General features: G+C 42.4%; 21 protein-coding genes and 1 pseudogene. 14 read left to right on the forward strand and 8 right to left on the reverse strand.

All coding sequences use genetic code 11. The annotated features are described in order from the left end of the window. The first annotated feature begins 29 nt into the window (after positions 1 to 29). The 4 genes from EL244_RS10800 to EL244_RS10815 all read left to right on the forward strand — a co-directional run bounded on the left by EL244_RS10800 (position 30) and on the right by EL244_RS10815 (position 6,047). Entirely contained in the window at positions 30 to 3,383 is a 3,354-nt protein-coding gene (locus EL244_RS10800) for an ImcF-related family protein (RefSeq protein ID WP_126460860.1), read from the forward strand. Positions 3,384 to 3,550: 167 nt separating this feature from the next. Then, positions 3,551 to 4,897, forward strand: a complete 1,347-nt coding sequence (locus tag EL244_RS10805; protein ID WP_126460863.1) for a VasL domain-containing protein — start codon at positions 3,551 to 3,553, stop codon at positions 4,895 to 4,897. A gap of 99 nt (positions 4,898 to 4,996) precedes the next feature. Continuing rightward, positions 4,997 to 5,674: a DUF1345 domain-containing protein gene (locus EL244_RS10810; RefSeq protein ID WP_039855335.1), complete on the forward strand. Its 678-nt coding sequence runs from the start codon at positions 4,997 to 4,999 to the stop codon at positions 5,672 to 5,674. A gap of 112 nt (positions 5,675 to 5,786) precedes the next feature. Then, a complete protein-coding gene (locus EL244_RS10815; protein WP_006815484.1) occupies positions 5,787 to 6,047 on the forward strand; it encodes a DinI-like family protein in 261 nt (86 codons plus the stop codon). Between the two features lie 132 nt (positions 6,048 to 6,179). Here EL244_RS10815 and EL244_RS10820 read toward each other — a convergent pair whose 3' ends face one another. Then, positions 6,180 to 6,419, reverse strand: a complete 240-nt coding sequence (locus EL244_RS10820) for a hypothetical protein (protein WP_126460866.1) — start codon at positions 6,417 to 6,419, stop codon at positions 6,180 to 6,182. A gap of 162 nt (positions 6,420 to 6,581) precedes the next feature. Between EL244_RS10820 and EL244_RS10825 the strand changes: the two genes are divergently transcribed. From EL244_RS10825 to EL244_RS10835, 3 genes are all read left to right on the forward strand, one after another. Further along, entirely contained in the window at positions 6,582 to 7,256 is a 675-nt protein-coding gene (locus EL244_RS10825; protein ID WP_112836973.1) for a response regulator, read from the forward strand. After that, entirely contained in the window at positions 7,246 to 8,613 is a 1,368-nt protein-coding gene (locus tag EL244_RS10830; RefSeq protein ID WP_126460869.1) for a sensor histidine kinase, read from the forward strand. Before EL244_RS10825 ends, EL244_RS10830 begins: the two co-directional genes overlap by 11 nt. A 93-nt stretch (positions 8,614 to 8,706) precedes the next feature. Next, positions 8,707 to 9,282 (forward strand): cysteine hydrolase family protein, encoded by a 576-nt coding sequence (locus tag EL244_RS10835; RefSeq protein ID WP_126460872.1) that lies wholly within the window; start codon positions 8,707 to 8,709, stop codon positions 9,280 to 9,282. A 321-nt stretch (positions 9,283 to 9,603) separates the two neighbouring features. On the opposite strand, the gene EL244_RS10840 is transcribed toward EL244_RS10835, so the two are convergent. Next, positions 9,604 to 10,116, reverse strand: a complete 513-nt coding sequence (locus EL244_RS10840; RefSeq protein WP_126460875.1) for an anti-virulence regulator CigR family protein — start codon at positions 10,114 to 10,116, stop codon at positions 9,604 to 9,606. Between the two features lie 179 nt (positions 10,117 to 10,295). On the opposite strand from EL244_RS10840, the gene EL244_RS10845 reads away from it, so the two are divergent. The 5 genes from EL244_RS10845 to dmsD all read left to right on the forward strand — a co-directional run bounded on the left by EL244_RS10845 (position 10,296) and on the right by dmsD (position 16,374). Next, positions 10,296 to 11,546 carry a mechanosensitive ion channel family protein gene (locus EL244_RS10845; protein WP_039855338.1) on the forward strand — a complete coding sequence of 417 codons (1,251 nt, stop codon included), beginning with the start codon at positions 10,296 to 10,298 and terminating at the stop codon, positions 11,544 to 11,546. Between the two features lie 213 nt (positions 11,547 to 11,759). Then, positions 11,760 to 14,273, forward strand: coding sequence for a DMSO/selenate family reductase complex A subunit (locus tag EL244_RS10850; RefSeq protein ID WP_230084819.1), 2,514 nt, complete (start codon positions 11,760 to 11,762; stop codon positions 14,271 to 14,273). A gap of 11 nt (positions 14,274 to 14,284) precedes the next feature. Then, positions 14,285 to 14,902 carry a DMSO/selenate family reductase complex B subunit gene (locus EL244_RS10855; protein WP_006815493.1) on the forward strand — a complete coding sequence of 206 codons (618 nt, stop codon included), beginning with the start codon at positions 14,285 to 14,287 and terminating at the stop codon, positions 14,900 to 14,902. 1 nt (position 14,903) lies between these two features. Next, complete coding sequence (locus EL244_RS10860; RefSeq protein ID WP_006815494.1) at positions 14,904 to 15,680, forward strand: dimethyl sulfoxide reductase anchor subunit family protein; 777 nt, start codon at positions 14,904 to 14,906, stop codon at positions 15,678 to 15,680. Between the two features lie 94 nt (positions 15,681 to 15,774). Continuing rightward, a complete protein-coding gene (gene dmsD, locus EL244_RS10865; RefSeq protein ID WP_126460878.1) occupies positions 15,775 to 16,374 on the forward strand; it encodes a Tat proofreading chaperone DmsD in 600 nt (199 codons plus the stop codon). 65 nt (positions 16,375 to 16,439) lie between these two features. Here dmsD and EL244_RS10870 read toward each other — a convergent pair whose 3' ends face one another. After that, complete coding sequence (locus EL244_RS10870; RefSeq protein ID WP_126460881.1) at positions 16,440 to 16,982, reverse strand: DUF924 family protein; 543 nt, start codon at positions 16,980 to 16,982, stop codon at positions 16,440 to 16,442. Positions 16,983 to 17,396: 414 nt separating this feature from the next. On the opposite strand from EL244_RS10870, the gene EL244_RS10875 reads away from it, so the two are divergent. After that, positions 17,397 to 17,666, forward strand: coding sequence for a hypothetical protein (locus EL244_RS10875; protein WP_006815497.1), 270 nt, complete (start codon positions 17,397 to 17,399; stop codon positions 17,664 to 17,666). Positions 17,667 to 17,704: 38 nt separating this feature from the next. Here the strand turns inward: EL244_RS10875 and EL244_RS10880 are convergent, their stop codons facing one another. From EL244_RS10880 to EL244_RS10900, 5 genes are read right to left on the reverse strand one after another with little or no spacing between them, the layout of a single operon-like run. Continuing rightward, positions 17,705 to 19,447, reverse strand: coding sequence for an acetyl/propionyl/methylcrotonyl-CoA carboxylase subunit alpha (locus tag EL244_RS10880; protein WP_126460884.1), 1,743 nt, complete (start codon positions 19,445 to 19,447; stop codon positions 17,705 to 17,707). Next, on the reverse strand, positions 19,434 to 21,038 hold the full coding sequence (locus tag EL244_RS10885) for a 5-oxoprolinase subunit B/C family protein (protein ID WP_126460887.1): 1,605 nt from the start codon (positions 21,036 to 21,038) through the stop codon (positions 19,434 to 19,436). The genes EL244_RS10880 and EL244_RS10885 overlap by 14 nt, the downstream gene beginning before the upstream one ends. 8 nt (positions 21,039 to 21,046) lie before the next feature. After that, entirely contained in the window at positions 21,047 to 21,853 is an 807-nt protein-coding gene (locus EL244_RS10890; RefSeq protein WP_126460890.1) for a putative hydro-lyase, read from the reverse strand. After that, positions 21,850 to 22,629 (reverse strand): LamB/YcsF family protein, encoded by a 780-nt coding sequence (locus tag EL244_RS10895; protein ID WP_126460892.1) that lies wholly within the window; start codon positions 22,627 to 22,629, stop codon positions 21,850 to 21,852. The genes EL244_RS10890 and EL244_RS10895 overlap by 4 nt, the downstream gene beginning before the upstream one ends. A gap of 26 nt (positions 22,630 to 22,655) precedes the next feature. Continuing rightward, positions 22,656 to 23,894: an NRAMP family divalent metal transporter gene (locus EL244_RS10900; protein WP_126460894.1), complete on the reverse strand. Its 1,239-nt coding sequence runs from the start codon at positions 23,892 to 23,894 to the stop codon at positions 22,656 to 22,658. Positions 23,895 to 24,284: 390 nt separating this feature from the next. On the opposite strand from EL244_RS10900, the pseudogene EL244_RS10905 reads away from it, so the two are divergent. Beyond that, positions 24,285 to 24,566, forward strand: a pseudogene (locus EL244_RS10905) (GntR family transcriptional regulator); the annotation flags it as partial. Positions 24,567 to 24,605: the final 39 nt, after the last annotated feature.

The raw sequence follows: 24,605 nt of genomic DNA on the forward strand, positions 1-24,605 counted from the left end.
CTATGCCGTTTACATTCGCAGGTTTTAGCATGATAAATAATATATCTATCAATTTCCCTAGAGGAAAATTGTTTTTTATTCTTTTATTCGTTGTTATTCTTTCATTAATAACTCTGTTTTTTGTTTATCAATATAAACCTTTTGATGCAAGCCCATTCTTCATAGGAATATCTGTACTTAGTATAACTGCTCTACTTTTTATTTATTTTTATCCCATAAAAAATAAATTAACACAAAGAAAGCAACAAAAAGAATTCAAACCTCAAAATAACCCAATCGATTTGAATGCACCAACTAAACAAATAAGCTTATTGCATAATGAAATTATTCAAGCACTACGCAACCAATACGGCACGTTCTGGCATGCCAAAGTCTCCATACAGCTCCTCCTTGGCTCCCATTCCGCCGTCGAAAAACTCGCCCCGAGTCTGACCCAAGAAATCTGGCAAGAGTGTGATGGCACCTTACTTATCTATGGCGGGGATATCGGCAGTTCGATGGATGCCGAACGGCTGGAGCCCCTCAAACAACTGCGCCGACGCCGTCCGCTCGATGGCGTGATTTGGGTGACAGAAAACAGTATTTCGTCCCAGCTTTTAGACAACAACGTCACGTTCACTAACCTCAATACCGCAACAGCACATAACGCAGGACGTACTATCCAAAACCTCTTCCAAGAATTAGGTTGGCGTGCGCCTGTTTGGGTTTGGAGTGTCAGTAACCAACAATCCCTCAGTGCGGTTGATACGCCCTCTATCCTCTGCATGACAGAACAAAATATGCCCGCCGAGGCGCTATCACCGAGCTTATTAAGCCTGATCCCCGCGCTCGTGATCAACGGAACTCAAGCGTTACTGCGCGAACAGAAACACACCTATCTACTGGCTCTGGCCCAATTTTTACAAAACGGGGGTAGCCAGCAGCTCGCGACCGCACTAGCGCCACTCAATACCCAATTACGTACCCTGCCTTTCTCCGGTATCGCATTTAGCCCCTCTATCAATCCGGCAAATCAGCAACGCTTACCCAATAGTTGGCACCCCGATACCCGCTGGAAAAGCTGGTTGAATGTGCAATCTGAACTGGCATCCGGTTTACAGCCTGCCTCTTTAGGCTTTGACAAAAAACGTCTCGTTCAATACGGTGCCGCCACCGCCATGACTTTGTGGGGCGCAGGGATGATTGTCTCTTACTTCGCTAATCGCCAGCTCATCGAAGAGAGCTACCAAAGTGCGAGCGTCGCCGCTAACAGCCAATTACCGGAAAATGAACGCCTCAAAGCCCAGTATGATTTTCAGCAAACCCTAGGTTTACTCAATCATCGTGAACAAACTTCGGTGCCTTTCTGGCTCCATTTTGGGCTAAACAGTAATCAGCCACTATTAGCCCATTTATGGCCACTGTACCAACAAACGGTATTACCGCCTTTGCGTGATACCCTCGCTCAACAATTGACTCAACAATTACAAGCCTATGCCCAGCTTTCCCCTAACAGTGATGACCGTCGTCAAGCCACCCAAGGGGCGTATCAATCCCTCAAAACCTACTTAATGATGAGTACCCCTGAGCGCATGGATCCGGCGTTTTTTACTGATAGCGTACTCACGACTCTCCCCGTCCCGCAAGGAATGAACGAAGGAGAATGGCAAACCCTCGGCAAAGAATTACTGATGTTCTATGCCCAACAGCTACCGAAGCACCCTGAATGGCAATTAACCGCCAACAATAACCTGATTAATCAAAGCCGTACGCTGTTAACCCGACAAATTGGTCAACGTAGCGAAAGTGCCACGCTGTATCAAGACGTGTTACTACAAGCGCAGCATCAGTTCCCGGATATGACATTAGATGATATGACTGGCGATACCGATGCCAGCTTTTTATTTACCACCGATGAGTTTGTCTCCGGCACCTTTACCCGCAAAGCCTGGGAAGAATCTATCGAGCCCGCCATTAAAAAAGTGGTGGAATCCCGCCGTAATGAAATTGATTGGGTATTGAGCGATAACCAGCATAACCTCAGCGAGGACATCTCCCCTGAAGCCTTGCAGCAACAATTAACTGACCGTTATTTTGCTGATTTCTCTGATAGCTGGCTTAACTTCCTCAACAGTTTACAGTGGCGCCAAACCGAAAGTTTATCGGATACCATCGACCAGTTATCCTTGATGAGCGATGTCCGTCAATCCCCCATTATCGCATTAATGAATACGGTCGCTTATCAAGGGAAAACCGGACGCCAGCAAGAAAAGCTCGCCGACTCCTTTATGAACTCAGCTAAAGACCTGCTCAATAAAGAGCAGAAACCGATGATCAGCCAAAAAGCAGAATTTACAGGTCCCCTTGAAGAGACCTTCGCCCCAATTCTGAATTTTGTAGATCCGCAAGCCACCACACAAACCAGTGATAATCTCAGCCTTCAAGCTTATTTAACGCGTATCACCCGAGTACGCTTAAAGCTACAGCAAGTGGTGAATGCGCCCGATCCGCAAGCCATGTCTCAAGCCCTTGCCCAAAGTATTTTGGAAGGAAAAAGTGTCGATTTTTCAGAAACAAAAGATATGGGAAGCCTGATTGCGGCTAGCTTTGGTCAAGAGTGGCAAAGCTTTGGTGAGGCCCTGTTAGTCGAACCGATGACTCAAGCGTGGCAACAGCTTTTGACCCCAACCGCCCAAGGCATTAATAGTGAATGGCAAAATTCCATTGTCAATGAATGGAATAGCGCATTCGGGGGTCGTTACCCATTGAAAGACACCCAAAGTGATATCTCTTTACCGTTAATGGCGCAATATCTCAAACCCGATAATGGGCGCATTCAACGTTTTCTCGAAACCCGTTTACAAGGTGTTTTACGCAAAGAAGGCAACCGCTGGGTGCCTAATTCAACGAATGCCCAAAGCCTGCGATTTAATCCTGCGTTTTTAAATGCCCTGAATACGCTCACGGAATTGGGTGACGTCGCTTTTGCTAATGGCGAAGCGCGCCTGTATTTTGAAATGCGGCCAGGCACCAGTAAAAACATCATGCAAACGATATTGGTGATCGATAAACAAAATCTTACCTATGATAACCAGTTCCCGGAATGGCAACGTTTTGTTTGGCCAGCCGATACGGTGGCGTCTGGTGCATCCTTAACATGGATGACCACCTCATCAGGCACCAAATTGTACGGGGATTATCGTGGTGTCTGGGGTTTGATCCGCTTACTCGAAACCGCCAACATCGCCCCTTATGCAGGCAGTACCAGCAGCTATACCGTAACATGGAACACAAAAGAAGGTTATTCGCTGAATTACCAACTTCGTACAGAAATGGGGCAAGGCCCGCTAGCCTTATTAAAACTGCGCAATTTTGTTCTCCCTGAAAAAATCTTTTTGGATTAGCGTCGATAGGAAATCATACTATGCCTTTATTAACCGCATTACGCACAGCCTGCTTTACAGGCCCTCCTCTTGCCGATGGGCATATTTTATTGCACCATCTGAAAAAACAATTCGATCAGCTTTAATATTTCATCAATACACCTCCTTTTCTTCGATTTGAGACAATTATGAATCCAGATTTAAATACATTACGACTTGGTGGCGACCCTCGGACATATGCGGACTTTGCTGCACTAAAAGAAGAGTTAAATAAGCGCTTTCATCCAGCACGCCCTGATATTGACTGGGCTCGTGCCCATGGACTATGCCTATCATTATTCAATCAAAATGGGGCCGACTTACAAACCTGTGCATGGTTTACACTGATCCGCCAGCATCAGGCAGGAATTGTGGGATTAAATGAAGGTCTATCTCTGCTCCAACATTTACTCAATCGATACTGGCAAGGGCTATGGCCTCAGCAAACCCATGCCCGCGTTGAAATATTATCCACTCTGAGCCAACAACTGATCACGGGATTACGTAGCTATTCCCCTGTTTACGCTGATCTCTCCTCACTTTATCAAGCTGAGAAAACATTAGAACAAATAGGACAACAGCTACAAACATTGGAATTAAAACATCTCACGCAGCTCGACCGACTACAAAACTTACTGACAACGCAAGCACGCCAACTAGAAAGTACCGATGCCCCAACCAGTGGTTTTATCCCTTCAACCCCCTTACATATCCCTAAAACCGCACCCTCAACGTTTCATGCAAATACTGCCGCTATACCGATATCAATCAAAGCCAATGCCACCATCAGTACACCGCCGCAACCTAAACCCTCTTACCGTAAAGGTTTTGGTGTGGGGCTGGTATGGGGGATTGTCGTCACAGGCGCTATTTGTGCAGGTACGCTCTATGTGCTCCATCCAAACATTAGCAATCACGCTTTAACACAAGCGCTCCCTCAACTCCCTGAGTTTACATCGAATATTGAACTTTTACTTGGACAGCAATTACAACCCAATCCATCCCAACCCAATAGTTTTTCTTCGGAAAATCTGAGTTTTATTGATAATTATCTTGGCGAGCTAGAGTCAGTATCCCCAATTTGGTCCCAGCAATACGGGCTCAATATGGTGAATTACTTAACTAAACAGTATGGTGAACATCAGGAAGTCAGTAGTTTTAATGATAAATGGCGTCAGAAAATGCAGATCAATTCGCTTTCGAATGACAAACTGCAACAGTGGTCAAAAGGGATGGAACAGCTTAATCAGCTCAGTGTCCGTTTAGATAGCTTAGATGGAAAACCTCGCAGTTATATAACAGGCTCTGAATTAAAGACTGTTATATTCAATGCTCGACAAAATTTTAACCAAGCTATTCCTCTGGAAGAAGAGTTACGCCGCTTAGAACAGCTGCAAACTCAAGGTAACGTCCCAGAATCTGAATATCAGCGTATTGACAATCACTTTAAACAGCTACTCAATCGCTATGCGTTAATGAAACAAGATGAAAAGTGATTCTCTTATTCCTTGAAATCCGATAATTAGAGCTTCATTTCTATCGGTGATATACTCGTTTTATATTAAGAATATATGTTTATTTTCAAGGAATATCTCATGCTTCGTTATGCTGCTCGTATCACACGCTGGTTACGTCATGCATTTCATTCTAGACCGCGATTTTTAGTGTCATTAATCGCGGCATTTATTACCTTTTTTGCGTTATTTAATGACCAAAATTTGATCATTAATCTCATCATTAGTTGGAATGTGTTTGCTTGGTCCTATTTGCTCTTTTTATTTCAACGAATAATTAGTCATAACGTCAAAGATATTCGTAGACTCACCAAGGTCGAAGATGAAAGCGCACGGATGGTCATATTCTTCTTGATGTCCGGTTGCTGTGTCAGTTTATTGGCTCTATTTTTTGCCCTTGGTGGTCATAGTGATATCCCAAAAGCAGATAAAATTTACTCTTATATTCTAACCGCGTCGACACTCATTTCCTCATGGCTGCTTTTACCAATGGGGTTTACCATGCATTATGCCCACCTCTATTACAGCAATGTTGAAAATGAAAAACCTTGGCTGAATTTTCCCGATAAAATTAGTGAGCCAAGCTATTCAGATTTTCTGTATTTTTCATTTACGATTGCTGTTGCTTCTCAGACCGCAGATGTGGAGGTCGCCTCTACACCAATGCGTAGAGCCGTATTACTGCAATCTATTATTTCGTTTATTTTTAATATGGCGATCCTCGGATTATGCATTAATATCTCCGCCAGCTTCTTCTAAATCTATTTAATCTCCACTGAAAGAGTAAAAATATTATTGGATGGATATTGACAATTACCCAATATCCATTTAAAAATACTGTATATCAATACAGTCTTTAGTAGAGGCTATTATGTTACGTATCGAAGTATTATTTGACAAAAATGCAGCACAGAAACCAAGTAATCAGGTCCTACAGGCTTTAGAGTCTGAGATTTTGCGCAAGCTACAGTCTCAATATCCTGATATCGTCACGCGTGTTGGTTTTAGTTCCCAACAAGCGGTCAATATTTCTGGTACTAAAATCGCAGAAGATAAGGTTCGCATCCAAGAAATTCTCGAAGAAATCTGGATGGATGACGGCTGGCTCCCCGAAGAAAACATAGAAAATTAATATCTGAATAGAGGAAAAGGAATGGCTTATCTTAAAGGTATCGCATTCTTTTTCCTGATTTTTTATATTTATTATTCCGAATTAACGTTTTAACCTTCCAATCTAATCTAGCTCTCATCGACCAACTTATCCTTAATAGAGTTTTTTCCGTAAAAAAGATCTAATCTCTTTTACCAGATTAACCCCATCATTATTCGATACTAGTACATGGTCATTCAATTGGCACTTATTAGCACCCGTACAAATAGACATTTCATTGAATGTTAAATTATCGACTTTAATCTGTGGCTTACTCAAATTCGTACCCATAAGAATCACGGCAATAAAAATAATCACAAAAAATAATGGTACTTCAATAAATGCTTTCTTCATTTTCAATTCTCTCTCTTTTAGAGCGTGAGAGCATATTAGTCATTTATATTTTTAGTACCTTAAAATTTAGTTAAACCAACCTTAAGGGATACTTAAGATGTCAAATATGGTGGTTGCTGGGATAAAGCTGTCTGCTTATACTCCGTACCAGAGGTAATAAATATGAATATTTTATTGGTCGAAGATGATCTTCAACTTGGAAAAGCGTTGTGTCGAGGACTTGAATTAGCGGGTTTTAACCCTTGTTGGGTTAGGCTATTAGCTGATGCAAAACAGCAATTAACCACTCGCAATTTTGATCTCATGCTACTCGATTTAGGTTTACCAGATGGAGATGGCCACAATGAATTAATCGCATGGCGCCAAGCCGGTGAATCAATACCGATTATCATTCTGACTGCCCGCAATAAAATGGACAATTTAGTTGCTAGCTTAGATTCTGGAGCTGATGATTTTTTAACTAAACCATTTGAAATGCCTGAACTCATCTCACGAGTCAAAGCGATTAGTCGTCGGATGGCTGGGTTTTCCTCTGAAATATGGCAATTAGATAATCTGCAATTAAATCCGCTGAATCATCAAGTGACTTTGAATGACCAGCTACTGTTGCTGTCAGGCAAAGAATATTTATTACTCTTCGAATTAATAAAAAACTCAGATAATGTAGTCCGTAAAACCGATTTAGAACAGCGCTTGTTTGGACTTGATGATGTAGAAAGTAATTCACTTGAAGTTCACATTCATAACTTGCGCCGTAAAATTGGTAAAGACCGAATTGTTACTATCCGGGGTATCGGCTATTTATTGAAAAAAGAAGCTCAACCTAGTGAAAATTAAATCGTTCCTTGTTTATACCTTTGGGATCCAAATTGGCTCTGTCATTTTACTATGGCTGCTTCTAATTGGCTGGCTACAGTTTTTTTATCTTCCCGATATTGTTGATGATGATGATTTCAATCAGCAACAGCAAATTGTTACCCAAGGTATAGCGCAAACTCTCGGAACCGTTTCTGACAATCAAGAATATTTTGATACGTTAGCCGCTACCTTGCAAAAAATGTATACCGATGCCATGGAAAATGGCTTGGATACTAGCTATAAACCTTATATGGTCGTCAGAGATAAGCAAGGTCATGTGCTATACCGCAACAGTGAAAAGATTGCTGACCCCTCCTTAAAATCAGTCAATGACCTGACCAATCTATACAAGGATTGGCATTTTACTTCCGCATGGGACGATAAACATAAATTAGAAGTCGTCATCGCAGAGTCTTATCTTGAACGCAGAAAATTGATAGGTAACCCTGCGGAGGGAACAGCTATCCCTTTAGCCTTTATTCTGGGGATTATGTTAATCGCAATTTTAATTACTGCATATTTTAGTATTCGTCCAATCAAAAAAATTGCGACTATTATTTCTTCACGTCAGCCGGGAAATTTAGCCCCGATTGATACTAAAGATATGTATAAAGAAACCCGCCCGATTATTTCAGCAATTAATAAATTAATGGCCCGCGTAGACGAGGCAAATCAACGAGAAAAACGTTTTATGGCTGATGCAGCTCATGAACTACGGACCCCTATTGCAGCAGTCACGGCCCAACTACATTTATTAATGAATATTGATAATCCAAAAGAAAAAGCTGAAATCATTAATGACATGAAAGAAACGCTCAATCGAGCCGCATCGGTATCCCATCAATTAATCGATCTCGCCAGATTAGAAGCTGAAGACTTCACCATTCGCAAAGAGAAAATTGATTTGCCGACGCTAATTAGCCATCTGATTTCTTCACATATTCCTTATGCATTAAGTAAAGATATCGATGTCGAGTTACAAAGCCCTGATGCATTTGACGTGACTACCGATAAATTGGCGCTAAGTAACGTTTTTACTAGTCTAATTGAAAATGCGATCAAATATTGCCCTGAAAAAGCAAAGATTAAAGTGACGATAAAAAATCTGAGCCCATTTGGTGCAACAATTACGATTCAAGATAATGGTCGCGGGATCCCTGATGAAGAACGAGAGCATCTATTTTCTCGCTTTTATCGTGTTCCTGGAACATTAGAAATGGGTAGTGGTTTAGGATTATCTATTGCACAAAATCTTGCATCCAAAATTGGGGCAACATTAAAAGTGACTGAGGGGCTAGATAATAAAGGGATCGGCTTTATCATTGATGTACCTTAAATAGAATAATGCTATTGAGTTAACATCCCTCCCTACGAATAACTACTACAATGCCACTTTACGTTTATTTACTTAGCCATTGAAGGGGCAATAATGTCAAAAGCGCTAATTATCATCGATCTTATTAACGATATTGTTGGTAAAAATGGATTATCCAACAGTAGTTATCTACAAACTAACTCGCGAAAAATTATAGAAAAAGCAAACCAAGCAGCGAGTTATGCACGTAATCAAGGTATTCCCGTCATTTGGGTCAAAGTCGGTTTTAGCGATAACTATCATGATATTCCCACTGGCTCCCCCCTATTTCAACACGCTAAACAAGTCGGCGCCCTTAAATTAAGTGGGCACGGTTGCAGCTGGGTTGATGAGCTAGAAGTTCATATGCATGACCGAGTGATGATTAAAAAAGGTGTTTCTGCTTTTGCTGGAAATAAGCTTCATCAATGGCTACATGACAATGACATCACTCACCTCTATTTTGGTGGAGTGAGTTCTGTGATGGCAATTCAGAGTAGTGTAAGACAAGCCCACGACCTCGGCTATTTTTGTCATGTATTAGAAGATCTCTGCGCTGCCGCAACCCCTGAATTACATGACCAAAGTATGTTAGAACTCACCAGTTTATCAATAATTTCATCAACTAAAGAATTTATGCAAACAAAATAGTCCACAATATACCTAAGGTTGTAAATAACTTTTTACACTCCTCAGACTACAAATAAGTTTAATGTTTAAAATATTTTTTAATCGATTATTGACTTTGGTCAATAAAAAATTAGAATGCTCCTACGTGATCAAGATCACACATTAACATTCGGAGCTAATATGAACAGCATCAAAGAATTTTTCGTTAACCTGCAAGAAGTTGTTGAATTGTTATCTAAACGTTTTATGTAATTCGCGTTAAATCATAGTCAATCAAACTTTTATTTACCTCATTCTAGTATTTGCAAAATTTTGCTAACGGCCTTATTAAAGGCCGTTTTTTTATTCAAAAACATTCTCAATAATTTCAGTAACAACCGCTGTGCCAATTGCAACCAAAATTAAATCCTTTCCACTCATTTTCCATTCATAGCCTGCATAGGCTGGTAATTGATGTATGAATTTCGATGGCAATATTTTTTTCGCAATTCCTGGCGGTAATGGTTTTCCTCTTCTGACTTGTTTTGCAATACCCGGCGGCAATCCTTTATAGCCTGTAAGGCCATATTCAATAGCTAGTGGCCTCACCTCCCCAAAGTTCACACTAAAACTGATATTTGGAGCAATACGCAAAGTTCCTTGAATACTCGAATTATCATTATTCCATTGCTTCATTTTATAATGGTCATCGTCTTTATTCTTATGGCCGTTGTTACCCTTAAATTCTTTATTATGTTTGTTACCGTTTCCATGCCCGTTGTTACCATTCGGATCGGAGAACGCAAGTGGGGATATCCCCATGAATACCAAAATAAGAACAAGTGGTAGGCACCTATTTCTTGTAGGCTTTTTCATCAGTATTTCCTCGTAATCATGATCGTCTGAGAGTATTCCTCAAATTATAGAGCATCAATCAGATTAACCGCCATTTTCCGTAATCTTATGTAAATATTCATGATTTTTCACAAATCTGACACATATTTCCCTATACTAGATTGTCATTTATGGATGTTCTGAACCGCAAAGGAGAACCTATGCAGCAGCAACTGCTCAACTGGGTACACCAGTTTAATCAAGACTATGCCAACCTCGCTTCACTACTGATGGTTCTTGGGTTGATTCTCATTGTTGCCCTCGTCTTACACCTGATTCTACATAAAATACTTTTACCTACCCTTGAAAAAAGAGGGAAAAAACTGGGATCCGGCTGGCAGCATCAACTAACACAACATAATTTATTCAATCGTATTGCCTTTATTATTCAAGGTGTTGTGGTTAATATTCAATCGACACTGTGGCTACAATCAGGCTCGACGCCACAAATTGTTCTTAATGTAGCTTCGCAAGCGTGGTGCTTGTTATTTGGTTTGCTTGCCATTTATTCGATCCTAGATATCGTACTGGAAGTACTACAACGCGCAGCGAAAACAGCTCACCTGCCCCTAAGAGGGATTTTCCAAAGTATCAAATTGATCGCCACCCTACTGATCTCAATAATGATCATTGCGCTACTCATTGGTAAATCACCACTGATCATTCTGAGTGGCTTAGGGGCAATGACTGCGGTCATGATGTTAGTATTTAAAGACCCAATTATGGGACTCGTGGCTGGTATCCAATTATCAGCAAACAATATGGTCAACATCGGCGATTGGCTAGAAATGCCGAAATATGGTGCTGATGGAGCAGTGATTGACATTGGATTGACTACGGTGAAAGTCCGAAATTGGGACAATACCGTGACGACAATCCCAACCTACGCTCTAATTTCTGACTCTTTTAAAAACTGGAAAGGGATGACGGAATCTGGCGGGCGTAGAATCAAACGAAGCCTGCGTATAGATGCCAACAGTATCCATTTTTTGCAATCAGATGAAATTGCCTATCTAGAGAAAGCAAACTTGCTTGAACCTTATATAGATAAAAAAATCTCTGAAATTCAATCATATAATAATTCATTACCCGAAGATAAAGCGGTTCCATTAAATCAGCGACGTTTGACCAATATTGGTACATTTCGCGCTTATATAGAAGCCTACTTACGTTCTCATCCTAATATCCATAAAGGAATGACGATCATGGTTAGGCAGCTAGAATCTGATTCAAATGGTATTCCAATCGAGATTTACGCCTTTACCAATACTACCGTGTGGCTAGAATATGAGCGCATTCAATCGGATATTTTTGATCATATATTCTCTATATTGCCTCAGTTCAATTTACACGTTCATCAGTCACCTACCGGAAATGATGTTCGATTAATTGGCCATTCAACAGTTAAATAGCTAATTAGATGCAACTTATAAATCCTGCTTAATAATTCTAATGCTGTTCCATGATCTTTAGAGGGGGAAACCCCTCTTATACTCCCTATACCACTTTATGGTTATATATAAAATAATATAACGATTGATAACCAAAACAGAACTAAAACCATCTCTTAATCAGAAAAAGTCCTTAAAAATTAAATAAATAAAAACATTTACCATGCTTTTATCATGGTTATTGTTGATGTATATCATGTTAGCAATGGGCTATTTTTTCTAACATATAGGCATACACCTAATACGTTTTTTACATATAGGCAATGTCGATGCATAAAACCTAAATTCGCAGAACTGAGCAGGAGGGAGTTTATACAAACCTCCGCAACCGTCGCTGGTGCAGCAGCGGTCGCAGGCTCAATCACTCTGCCTTTTGCTGCTCAAGCAAAAACACCAACCATCATGCCAGATGAAGTCAGCGAAAAAATCAGTTATAGCGCATGCTTAGTTAACTGTGGTAGCCGCTGTCCACTTAAAGTTCACGTAAAAGATGGCGTCATCAGCCGTATCTCGAATGAAACGATGTATGACGACTCAACCCTTGGCGAACACCAAATTCGCCCTTGTCTACGTGGCCGTTCAGTTCGCTGGAAAACATACAATCCCGATCGCTTAAAATACCCAATGGTGCGTGTTGGTAAGCGTGGTGAAGGTAAGTTCAAAAAAATCAGTTGGGATGAAGCAACGACTATCATTGCTGAAAAGTTGAAATATACTATTGATAAATATGGTAATGATGCAATTTACTACCAATATGGTTCAGGTTCTACAGGCGCAAACTTACATGGTCGTGCAGCGTGTAAACGTCTACTGAGTTTAACGGGTGGATTCTTAGGTGACTATGGAACATATTCTTATGCTCAGCTAATGGAAATTACACCATATGTATATGGTAGCGTTGAAGAATCTTACTTATCTGAGATTCAAAACTCCGATTTAGTTGTGATGTTTGGTCATAACTTAGCGGAAACTCGTATGTCTGGAGGGGGACAATTCTATGAAACCCTCAATGCCCTTGAAAAGAGCAAAGCCAAAGTTATTATCATTGATCCTCGTCGTACCGATAGCGTAACCACCCTTGGTGCCGAATGGATCCCTATCTATCCAGGTACCGATGCTGCATTAGTTGCTGCTCTGGGTTATGTGATGATCCAAGAAGGCTTAACTGACGAAGAATTCCTGAAAAACTATTGTGTAGGCTGGGATGAATCAACACTGCCAGCATCCGCACCGCGTAATGCATCTTACAAAGATTACATTTTAGGTAACGGCCCTGACGGTATTGCAAAAACACCAGAATGGGCAAGTAAATTAACTGGAATTTCCGTCGCTCGTATCACTCAGTTGGCTCGTGAAATTGGTAATGCACAGCACGCTTGGATCTCACAAGGCTGGGGCTTACAACGTACCGAAAATGGTGAGCAAGCTTGCCGTTCTATCATGATGCTCCCGATTATGTCTGGCAATATCGGTCGCTCAGGTACCAATACTGGTTTATGGGGTAACAGCTTTGCTTATCCTGTAGCTGGATTTGGTTTACCAAACCCAGTTAAAGCCCTGATCCCAACCTATATGTGGTCAGAAGCCATTGTTCGCGGTAAAGAACTCACTGCAGAAAATGGAGGCATTAAGGGTGTCGATAAGCTGAATAACGACATTAAATTTATGTGGTGCTACTCCAGTAACGTAATTGGTAACCAACACGGCGATTTAAATAAAACCCATGAAATTCTTGCGGATGAATCTAAATGTGAATTTATCCTCGTTTGGGATAACCACGATACCCCGTCAGCAAAATACGCCGACCTATTGTTACCCGATGTGACTACCGTTGAGACTAATGATTTAATCAATAACTCTTACGCTAGTGGGGCTTATCACTATCTGGTTCGTCTGCAAAATGCGATTGACCCATTATGGGAAAATCGCCCTAACTATGATGTATTGGCTGAAATTGCTGAAAAAATGGGCGTCAAAGACCAATTTACTGAAGGTCGCACTTACGCTGAATGGATTGAGTTCTGCTATAACAAGACTCGCGAGAAAATGCCTCATCTGCCTGAATTTAGCGAAACCGATGGCGCAGGTATTATTGACCGTAAATTCCTCAATAGCGCAGAAAATGTAGCTTTGAAAAATTTCCGCGATGATCCTGCGACTAATCCATTGAAAACACCATCAGGAAAAATTGAGATCTATTCTGAACAACTGGTTGAACGCGTTAAAAACTGGGAACTCCCAGAAGGTCAGCGTATCCCAGCAATTCCTGAATATTGTGTGAACAAAGAAGGTGTTGAGGCGCAAAATGCGCAACAAAAACATACTTTATTAATGACCGGCTTCCACGATAAAGGCCACGTTCACTCCACTTATTACAACGTGGCAATGCTACGTGAGGCGATCCCACATCAATTCTGGTTAAACCCAATTGATGCTCAACAGCGTGGCTTGAAAAATGGCGACCTTGCTGAAATCTTCAATGATCGTGGGCGTCTACAAATTAAAGTGAAAGTGACAGAGCGCGTATTACCAGGTGTGATTGCTGTTCCTCAAGGTGCATGGCGCGCGTTGAACAGCGAAGGCTTAGATGTTGGTGGTTGTATCAACACTCTGACCTCACATGTCCCTTCCCCTCTGGCGAAAGGTACACCGCAACATACTAACCTTGTTGAAGTCAAACGCGCTTAAGGAGTTAATTGATGAAACAGTATGGATTTTATTTTGACTCCACAAAATGCACTGGCTGTAAAACTTGTCAGGTCAGTTGTAAGGACGAAAAAGATTTAGATTTAGGCCCAAAATTCCGCCGTGTTTATGAGTTTGGTGGTGGTAGTTGGCAAAAACAAGATGGCATCTGGCAGCAGAATGTTTTTAACTACTATTTGTCTATCTCTTGTAATCACTGTTCTAACCCAACATGTGTAGAAGGTTGCCCAACAGGCGCGATGCATAAACGTGCTGAAGATGGTTTAGTGGTCGTTGACCAATCTATCTGTGTCGGTTGCCGTTACTGTGAATTGCGTTGCCCGTATGGCGCCCCACAGTTTGATGAAAAGAAAAAGCTGATGAGCAAATGCGACGGTTGCTATGAACGTGTCGCAAAAGGCATGAAACCTGTTTGTGTAGAGTCTTGCCCACAACGTGCTTTAGACTTCGATGACATTACAGTTCTGCGTGAGTTACACGGCACAGAATGTGGTATTGCACCAATGCCAGATCCTAGCCTGACTAACCCTAATATCGTCATCAAGCCACACAAAGATGCAAAGCCATCCGGTGATAAAAGTGGCGAACTGAAAAACCCTGCGGAGGTCTAATATGCATGAGTTACCACTGGTTTTCTTTACCGTCTTAGGGCAATCCGCTGTCGGTTTATTCTTACTCGCTTATTTAGCACGCAAGATGGGTTCCATCGATGACAAGCAACTCAGAGTTGCGAATATTATCGGTTTCATCATTGTGCTGATTGGCTTGGGTATTGGAGCGCTACACGTTGGGCAACCACTGCGCTTCTTTAATATGCTACTGGGTGTCGGTCGCTCACCGATGAGTAATGAAGCATTTTTAAGTGGTGTATTTGTGGGATGTGCTGCTGCAACAGTATTCTTTACTCATTTTGTGAAACAATCCGTTCTGCGCGAGCTGGCTAACATTGCCACGGTCATTTCGGGCTTAGCTTTTGTTTGGTCAATACCACAAGTCTATAATATTGCGACTATTGCTAACTGGAATACGGAATATACGACGCTACAAATGTGGGCAACGATGTTTGTGGGTGGCGGAGCATTGGCTATTGCCATTGGTGCTCGCGGTTTAGGTATTGCGGCTTTCCTACTCGGTACCTTAGCTATTTTTGCTAGCCGTGCAGGATATCAAGCATTTTTATCCGAAACAGGTCCAGCATTGAGCGCTGAACAAACTGGTTTCTGGGGCTTCCAAGTCGTGGTTTTAGTGATTGCATTAGCGGCTTTCGTCGGTTTTGCTCTCAAGCAACGTGCGCCTAAAATCCCGTTAGCAACATGTGCAGCCGCGGTATTGTTAGCTGAATTATCCGGTCGTATCGCGTTCTATAACCTGTGGCAAATCACCATGTAAGGTGCTTTATCCCATGTTATGATTGGTGACCAAAGCGCCTGAATTCAGGCGCTTTGTGTTTAACTCTGCTGACGTTCATCTGATAGGTATAATGATGCAAGCTCTCGATACAACACTTTTTCGTATTTTAGGGGCAATGTTTTATTACTCCCCTGAAAGCCAAACTTTTCAAACCCTACAACCTGTGCTTCCTCAGATCCCCACATTACATACATGGGATGATAATGAACAAATAGCGGCGATCTGTGATCAACTCGCTCAGTATTCTCCAGAGACGCTTCTTTATGATTTTTCAGTGCTCTTTGAGGGGCAAGGTACTATGCCAGCACCACCTTGGGGTTCGGTGTATTTATCCCATGATAATATTGTAATGGGAGATTCCACCAGCGCTTATCGCCATTTTCTTATGGGGCAAGGGTTAGTCACCAATACAGGGGTCCGTGAGCCAGAAGACCAATTTGGTTTGATGCTCATGGCGATATCCGCATTGGCGGAACAAGGGGAAAATGCGGCCATTATTGAACTATTGGAAAAACATTTATTACCCTGGGCATACCGCTATTTAGCATTGGTACAACAGAGTCAAACTGAACATCCTTTTTACCCACAAATAGCCCAAATTACTGAACAGTATTTATCCCACTTGCAGCAGCAACTGGAATTACAACCGACCCCTGCGGAGCTGTTCCGCTAACGTTCAGGCTGAAAAAATGAGTTTGTAGTACAAAACTACAAACTCATTTTTATGGTCAGTCTCAATTAAAATGAAGAGTTAGGTTGCTGTAAAAAAACCACTTCCTCTGCTGTTGACGGTCGGTTCAAAATGTCATTTCGATGAGGGTATCGACCAAACTTATCAATAATTGCCTTATGACGCATTTCATAATCCAACGTATTATCATCCCCTAGCATGCGGAATAACTCTACGGCTTGTAAGTGAATAAAGCTGGATTCTGAGTGCATAAATGGCATCAAAATAAATTTTCGCTGTGATAGCGTCAGCATATTGTAATCAGGTTGCTTGATAGCTTCTTGGGCAAGAACTAGCGCCATACCATCTTGAGCAAAGGCTCGTGGCGTGTTTCGCCATAAGTTACGGGAAAATTGGTCAAGAATAATAATTTCAGCCAGACGCCCTCGAATCGATGAACGCCAGTATGCCAGCTCCCCTTGTGATGCTTGTTCACTGAGTGTTTTAAAACGCTTAGCGATGGTTATGTCAAATTTTTCGCTTTTCTCAAACCATTGTTTTGGGGTCGATTCCTCGAACCAAAATGAAAGCACTTCTTCCATGGCATTCATAATGTACCTATCTCTATTATTATTGCGTTATTTCGCTAATCGTAGATAAAAATCATTTAGATTGACAGGATGGGGATCTTAAAACGCACATTTACAGACAACTATTTGGTTCTTTTGCGAGCCAAGCCTAAATTAATCGGACTGTTAAAAATAATTCCCCTCTTTTCGCCAATAACCCGCTATAAATAAAACTAATCTGTTTATGATTATCTAATTGGTGAATTAATCAGTAACCACTTGCTAATTAATGTGAAATGTCATTTATCTATCATCCGAATACATACTTTTAATAAATCCGATGTTAGAATTTGACTTATATTTTTCGAATAAAAGACGCTTTTCACCCTATAAAAACGGTGTTAATGAGTCATCTTGGGTCGGCTTCATTCGTGATTAATTGAGAAGGCAATGTAAATGGCAGGACATATGGTACTTATTGGTTGGGCATTATGGGTCAGCCCTTGTGGTTCCGACTCATGCGATGCATTACCTGTTACCGAAACCATTTATACCCAAGAACAGTGTATGAGTAGGAAAGCTTACTTAGAATCTAAGCGCCCTAATCTATTTTTCCTTTGTGGCGAGGTTTACCGCGATAGCGATGAAATTGCCAAAGAAGAAAAAAATGTCGTACCCGCACCAGCCCCACCACTACGCAATTTGCCTGAACGTGAGGCGCGTTAAAATGAGGTGGCATATAGCCACCTCGTGATGATTTGAGACTAAATAATCTCCGCAATCTTACAATCCGCACTGATAAAATCCCCTTGATTGGCCGCATATTGTAGCTGTCCTGAGCGGTGGGCTATCACTTGAACCTCCATTTTCATCGCTTCCATTACGCCGATAACATCGCCTTCAAGCACTTTATCACCTTGAGGTACTAACCAATTGAATAATATTCCAGAAATGGGAGCATTCACATTATAAGGACTGTTATCGGCAATATGTGCCTCTTGAACAGCGATATTTTGAGTGACTGCCATACCAGAAAATAATTGTGCAGGTAACCCCAATTCACAACGCTTACCATCAATTTCTATAAACGTCCGCGTTAAATCCTGATTAATTTGAGGGAGCTGTTTTTTCGCGGGTGGAATTTCCACATTAAACTCGGTCTCAATCCAACGCGTGTGTACCTTGAACTGTTCACAGAAATCATGATGATCAATGACTGCGCGATGAAATGGTAATACAGACGCCACTCCTTCAATGTTGAACTCGGCAAGCGCTCTGCGTGCTCGTACAATCGCTTGCTCACGGGTTGACCCGACCACAATCAATTTAGCCATCAACGAATCAAATGTACCCGGAATGGTGGTTCCAGCAACGACACCACTATCAAGGCGCACTCCCGGACCTGACGGTGCATCAAAGCGAATAATAGTGCCCGGTGTCGGTAAAAAGCCATTACCTGCATCTTCGGCATTGATTCTAAACTCAAACGCATGGCCTCTTGGTGCTGGTGTTTCCAATATACTGAGTGGCAATCCTTCCGCTATTCGTAGCTGCTCAATAACCAGATCAATTCCCGCAGTTTCTTCGGTGACAGGATGTTCAACTTGTAAGCGAGTGTTAACTTCTAAGAAAGACAGCATTCCTTCTTGGCTCAATAAAAATTCGACTGTTCCTGCGCCAACATACCCTGCTTGACGGCATATATCCGTCGATGCGCGTATAATTTGCTGTTCTAATGCATCGGATAAAAACGGTGCTGGTGACTCTTCGACTAACTTTTGATTACGGCGTTGTAAAGAACAATCTCGCGTTCCTACCACCACTACATTACCGTGTGTATCCGCAATCACTTGGGCTTCAATATGACGAGGATTATGCAAAAATTGTTCAATAAAACATTCACCGCGACCAAATGCAGCTGTCGCCTCGCGTACTGCGGAATGGTATAACTCTTCGACTTCGTGCATCTGCCATGCCACTTTTAAACCGCGACCTCCCCCACCGAATGCGGCTTTAATCGCGATAGGTAGACCATGCTGGTGAGCAAACTCAACGACTTCACTGGCTTCTTTGACAGGATTTTTAGTTCCAACGACTAACGGAGCGCCCACTTGGAGTGCAATGTGGCGAGCTTGAACTTTATCGCCTAAGGTATCGATACTTTCAGGGCTAGGTCCAATCCAAATCAGGCCGGCTTGTTGTACCGCACGAGCAAACTCTGAGCGTTCTGAAAGAAAACCGTACCCCGGATGCACCATTGTCGCCCCTGATTTTTTGGCGATCTCGATTAGTTTTTCAATATTTAAGTAGCTTTGTGCTGGAGTATTACCTCCAAGACCAAAAGCTTCATCAGCCATCGTGACATGCAATGCATCAATGTCACTGTCCGCATACACCGCGACAGAAGCAAAACCATAGTCACGACAAGCACGAATAATACGTACCGCAATTTCACCACGGTTAGCAATTAGAACCTTATGTACTGGATTATTTTTATTCGTTTTCATAAGCCTCACGACTCCCTTCAAATTCATTAAATTCATTCAGTGGATTAAAGCGAATTTTGCCATTGACGGGGATTTGCCCCGCTAAGTCTAAATGGTATTCGCACACTGACCCAATCACTGGATAGCCACCTGTTAGAGGATGGTCATTCAAAAATAGAACCGGTTGTCCATTCGCGGGTACTTGAATTGCACCAATACAGGTTCCTTCACTGGGTAATTCTTGTAATTTTTCACGCTCTAAGGGAATTTCCCCTGAGAGGCGTAATCCGATACGGTTCGATGCCGCAGTCACTTGCCATATTTGTTGCTTAAGTAGAGCGAGCGCTGGTTGACTAAACCAATCTGTTCTCGGCCCTAAAATAATATCCAGCACGACCACATCATCCGCCGTTGGATAATCAAATGCAGGAGTTTCATTGAGTGAAATAGCCTGTGTGCGGCTATTTTTTTCGACTGATAATGACTGCCCTACCATTAAAGGAGCGGGACCCACTTGAGCGAGAGTATCAAATGAGCAACTTCCCAAGATAGGAGCCACATGGAAACCACCGCGCACAGCAAAATAGCTACGTACCCCTTTGGTCGGTCGCCCAATGTGGATAACATCCCCTTTTGCCAGATGAACAGATTGATAATTTGCGACGAAATAGCGATTTCCTTCATCGGTTGTGATTTCTATTGAACATTCGGCTCCCGTCACGGCGACTAATAAATCTTTATTCGCTCGGGCTTTGAATCCCCCTAACGTGATTTCTAATACGGTAGAATCCGAGTGATTACCGACCAAACGATTCGCACTATACAAGGCGGATTTATCCATCGCCCCTGCTTCAGAAATACCTAATGCCGATTGCCCAATACGCCCTAAATCTTGAAAAAGTACCTGTAACCCTGTCGCGAGCACAGTTAAATCATAAGTTTGTGCGTTATCTGCTCGTTTTTTTTCTGGCTGACTTGGTAGGCTATAACTGACGGCACTTTTGGCCTGATCCACAAAATGAACACGATATCCTGCTTGTAGTAAAGCGGGCTCTGAGCGATTAATATCCCAAACGGCGAGATCCGTAATGCCGATCAATTGCCATCCACCGGGGCTAGCTTGTGGATAGACGCTACTGAACTCACCCGCAAGTGCGACTGAACCCGCGGGTATGCGTACACGAGGAGATTGGCGACGAGGCACATGTAACTGCGCCTGTTTGGACACCATATAGCCAAATCCTGGTGCAAACCCACTAAAGGCAACCTGATATTCATTTTCTGTGTGGCGCCGGATCACTTCATCAACTGTAATCCCCAGATATCCAGCCACTTCCGCTAAATCTTCACCATTATAATGCACAGGAATAGTCACTAATTTGCCTGCTTTATATTCCAAGGCTTCAACATTGCGTTGGGAAATTTGCTGAATGAGCGCCTCAATATTAATAATGATCGGGTTATAACGTACAAGAATGGTACGTGCCGCTGGCGTGATTTCATCAATTCCATTAATCGGTGTATTAGTCAAAGAATCAGTGAGTGCCATGGTCTGTTCAAGACTGGGTAATTCAACCATAAAAGCTTTTAAATTAACGGGTAAAAAACGCATAGGCACCTCTATACATGATAAGCCGCATCAGGAATATCGGTGATAAACATATACCCCGGAGCATGACTCAATGCGAAAGGTACCCCCGATTTCATCACTGCGGCTTGAGGCGTGACACCACAAGCCCAAAATACGGGAATTTCACCTTCTTCGATGCGAACCGCATCCCCAAAATCAGGGTGCATAATATCGTGAATACCCAGCAACTCCGGAGCACCAATATGTACCGGTGCACCATGTACCGCTGGAAAACGTCCCGAAATACTCACCGCATCAGCCACTCTATTTGCGGGGATAGGACGCATTGACACTACCAATTCACCTTCTAACCGTCCTGCTGGACGGCATAATCGATTGGTTTTATACATCGGTACATTGGAGTTATCCGTGATGTGCCGAATTTCAATCCCAGCTTCTAACATAGGTGTTTCGAACGTGAAGCTACAACCAATTAAAAATGTCACTAAGTCCGGATGTTGCTGATAAATTTCGGTAGCATCAGTGATTTCATTCACTAATTTTCCGTGCTCCCACACACGATAGCGTGGAATATCGGTACGTAAATCTGCGCCTTCTGCCAATATCGTCTGCCAACTGCCAGCTTCACAAACATCCAATACTGGGCAACTTTTTGGATTACGTTGGGCATAGAGTAAAAAGTCAAAAGCCCAATCTCGTGGTAATGCAATCATATTGGCTTGGGTCATTCCCGGTGCCATACCCGCGGTCGGCTTATCATAGCCTTGACGGATGGCGTCTCGCGCTGCTTTTGCTGCTTGAATTGCAGATTTAGAGGCTTTCATTAATTGGCTCATGATCCGCACCTCTTCCCTGTAAATGCACAGACCTTAATACCTTGTTGCTCAAAGATTTCACGTACTTTCTTCGCCATCTCTAGCGCACCGGGGCTATCTCCATGAACACAAATGGAGTCGGCATCAATCGGTGTAAATTGACCATCAATCGAGATAACCCCGCCTTCATTCACCAGTTGTAGCATACGTTCTGCCACCAGTTCCGGGTCATGGAGGACTGCTCCCGTCAGCTTTCTAGAGACCAGTGTGCCATCGTTGTTATAGGCTCTATCAGCAAAAGCTTCCGCGACGACATTTAGCCCTCGACCCTTTGCCCAACCTACTAGCGGGGAGCCGGCTAATGCTACCAAGGTTAAATCGCTATCAATGGCTAGTATTCCATCAATTACTGCCATTGCTTGGCGTTGGTCATGAGCGATGGTGTTATACAGTGCACCATGAGGTTTCACATATTCGACTTTCGCTCCCACCGCTTTGGCCAAACCTTGCAAGGCACCAATTTGGTAAATCACATCAGCGATTAGCTCCTCAGAGGCAATATCCATATTGCGACGACCAAAGCCTACTAAATCGGGATATCCCACATGAGCCCCTACAGTGACGCCATTTTTTTTGGCAGAAGCTAAGGTTTTCATGATGCCTTCGGGAGAACCGGCATGAAATCCACACGCGATATTTGCACTACTTACGATGCTTAGCATCGCTTCATCATTTCCCATCTCCCACTGCCCAAAACTTTCCCCAAGATCGCTATTTAGGTCGATTTGCTTATTCATTATGATCCCTTAGCCTCTTATCGATTTTATTTTAAGTAGTTGAAAATTGCCGTAACGGACATCGCGCCCATGTACCATGTTAAAGCGCAAGTCACTACCCCAGACCACAATAACCAACGCGGATAATGGTAGCCTGACATCAAGTCCGCTCTTTTCCATGCGATATACACAAAGATACTCAAACCAATCGGTAAGATAAGACCATTAAAACCACCCGCAAAGACTAATAATGCCGCAGGTGCCGTCCCCATTAAGAGATAAATCGCCAGAGAAACCGCGATAAATATGATCGTTGAAATGTTACGTTGTCTTTCCGTAATGGTAGATTTGAACGCTTTTAAGAAACTCATTGAGGTATAAGCTGCGCCAATCACACTGGTGAGTGCTGCCGCCCATAAAATTAAACCGAAGATACGTAAACCGTAATTGCCCGCTGCCGCTTGGAAAGCTTGGGATGCAGGGTTAGCCGATTTTCCTGAAATATCAATAGTTACGCCACTTGCAACGACACCAAGAATCGCTAAAAACAGCACGTAGCGCATGATTCCAACCACCACGATCCCTTTAGTTGCCGCGCTCGCTACTGCTTGAATATTTTCAACACCCACTTCACCTTTATCTAATAAACGGTGGGCACCCGCATAACAAATATATCCCCCCACCGTACCACCAACAATCGTTGTGATCATCGCAAAATCAACAGTATCTGGCAGGACGCTTTGACGCAACGCTTCACCCACTGGCGGGTTCGATGCAAACATGACAAACAATGTTAAGCCAATCATCACTAAGCCAAGTACGATAATTAGCCGATCAATAAATGTACTGGCCTTTCGGGATGAGAAAATATAGATGGCAAGTAATGCACTGAGTAATCCACCCCATTTAGGGTCCAGACCAACTAACGCATTTAGCCCTAACCCTGCACCAGCAATATTACCGATGTTAAATATTAAACCGCCGAATATGACTAATACCGCGAGCACATAACCGCTTCCTGGAATAGTGGCATTGGCGATATCCGATGAGTGCATTTTTGTTAACGTCACGACGCGCCAAATATTTTGCTGTACTACGAAGTCAATGACGATTGATGCCAAAATACCAAAAGCAAATGCAGCCCCTAGAGTGACGGTAAAGGTTGCTGTTTGAGTGATAAATCCCGGTCCAATTGCTGATGTCGCCATAAGAAAAATAGCGCCAATTAAGGATGAACGACGTTTTTTTACATATTCTGCGGTAGTCGTATTTTCTTGAGCTGCCATACGCATACTCCTCTATGAATTGTTTTTGTAGTTATGAATCTATGTGTTGTGCTGATTTATAGAGGCAATTTTCGTGCCATTGTTCTACTAATAGTGAAGATTGTTTATTGATCTGCATTGGATTGTTCAACAATTAATATGAAATGATGAATAAACAATCAATGAAAATCGTTATTGATGATTAAAAAATCAAAGCTCGATCACTTTTTTAACAAGTAACCTCAATTATTAACATTTAATATTCCAATACAGGCCCAAACTTGTGCGATGACTGATTCCATTTTTAGATCCATGCCCAAAATAAGTGCATAAAAGGAATCTTGCTGCGATTAACTGAATATGTGAAGATATCTGCCAATCACTCTCATCCACTCAATTAAGCTTGTCTTTATGAAGAAACAGCCTATGGCTCAAACACTGTCAGTCACCATTGCAGAAACTATTCGTCATAAAATTACGATCGGTGAATTAACACCAGGACAGCGTTTATCTGAGGCGATGTTGAGTGAAGAATTAGATATTTCACGCAATACCCTGCGGGAGGTTTTTCGCGTTCTGACTCAGGAAGGATTACTGACTTATGCACCAAATAAGGGCGTTTATGTGTCAGTACCTGATATGGCCGCGATTATCGACATTTATCAAGTTCGCCGATTAATTGAATGTGATGCACCCTCAGTGTCAGGATAGTTGTCACCCCCTCTGAAAAAT

Source organism: Providencia rustigianii, assembly GCF_900637755.1.
In the GTDB taxonomy this organism is placed as follows: domain Bacteria; phylum Pseudomonadota; class Gammaproteobacteria; order Enterobacterales; family Enterobacteriaceae; genus Providencia; species Providencia rustigianii.

What these genes read in the sequence shown, in the direction of transcription:
- EL244_RS10800 (WP_126460860.1), top strand. Translation starts at nt 30, where the DNA reads ATGATAAATAATATATCTATCAATTTCCCTAGAGGAAAATTGTTTTTT.
- EL244_RS10805 (WP_126460863.1), top strand. Translation starts at nt 3,551, where the DNA reads ATGAATCCAGATTTAAATACATTACGACTTGGTGGCGACCCTCGGACA.
- EL244_RS10810 (WP_039855335.1), top strand. Translation starts at nt 4,997, where the DNA reads ATGCTTCGTTATGCTGCTCGTATCACACGCTGGTTACGTCATGCATTT.
- EL244_RS10815 (WP_006815484.1), top strand. Translation starts at nt 5,787, where the DNA reads ATGTTACGTATCGAAGTATTATTTGACAAAAATGCAGCACAGAAACCA.
- EL244_RS10820 (WP_126460866.1), bottom strand. Translation starts at nt 6,419, where the DNA reads ATGAAGAAAGCATTTATTGAAGTACCATTATTTTTTGTGATTATTTTT.
- EL244_RS10825 (WP_112836973.1), top strand. Translation starts at nt 6,582, where the DNA reads ATGAATATTTTATTGGTCGAAGATGATCTTCAACTTGGAAAAGCGTTG.
- EL244_RS10835 (WP_126460872.1), top strand. Translation starts at nt 8,707, where the DNA reads ATGTCAAAAGCGCTAATTATCATCGATCTTATTAACGATATTGTTGGT.
- EL244_RS10840 (WP_126460875.1), bottom strand. Translation starts at nt 10,116, where the DNA reads ATGAAAAAGCCTACAAGAAATAGGTGCCTACCACTTGTTCTTATTTTG.
- EL244_RS10845 (WP_039855338.1), top strand. Translation starts at nt 10,296, where the DNA reads ATGCAGCAGCAACTGCTCAACTGGGTACACCAGTTTAATCAAGACTAT.
- EL244_RS10850 (WP_230084819.1), top strand. Translation starts at nt 11,760, where the DNA reads ATGGTTATTGTTGATGTATATCATGTTAGCAATGGGCTATTTTTTCTA.
- EL244_RS10855 (WP_006815493.1), top strand. Translation starts at nt 14,285, where the DNA reads ATGAAACAGTATGGATTTTATTTTGACTCCACAAAATGCACTGGCTGT.
- EL244_RS10860 (WP_006815494.1), top strand. Translation starts at nt 14,904, where the DNA reads ATGCATGAGTTACCACTGGTTTTCTTTACCGTCTTAGGGCAATCCGCT.
- dmsD (WP_126460878.1), top strand. Translation starts at nt 15,775, where the DNA reads ATGCAAGCTCTCGATACAACACTTTTTCGTATTTTAGGGGCAATGTTT.
- EL244_RS10870 (WP_126460881.1), bottom strand. Translation starts at nt 16,982, where the DNA reads ATGAATGCCATGGAAGAAGTGCTTTCATTTTGGTTCGAGGAATCGACC.
- EL244_RS10875 (WP_006815497.1), top strand. Translation starts at nt 17,397, where the DNA reads ATGGCAGGACATATGGTACTTATTGGTTGGGCATTATGGGTCAGCCCT.
- EL244_RS10880 (WP_126460884.1), bottom strand. Translation starts at nt 19,447, where the DNA reads ATGAAAACGAATAAAAATAATCCAGTACATAAGGTTCTAATTGCTAAC.
- EL244_RS10885 (WP_126460887.1), bottom strand. Translation starts at nt 21,038, where the DNA reads ATGCGTTTTTTACCCGTTAATTTAAAAGCTTTTATGGTTGAATTACCC.
- EL244_RS10890 (WP_126460890.1), bottom strand. Translation starts at nt 21,853, where the DNA reads ATGAGCCAATTAATGAAAGCCTCTAAATCTGCAATTCAAGCAGCAAAA.
- EL244_RS10895 (WP_126460892.1), bottom strand. Translation starts at nt 22,629, where the DNA reads ATGAATAAGCAAATCGACCTAAATAGCGATCTTGGGGAAAGTTTTGGG.
- EL244_RS10900 (WP_126460894.1), bottom strand. Translation starts at nt 23,894, where the DNA reads ATGGCAGCTCAAGAAAATACGACTACCGCAGAATATGTAAAAAAACGT.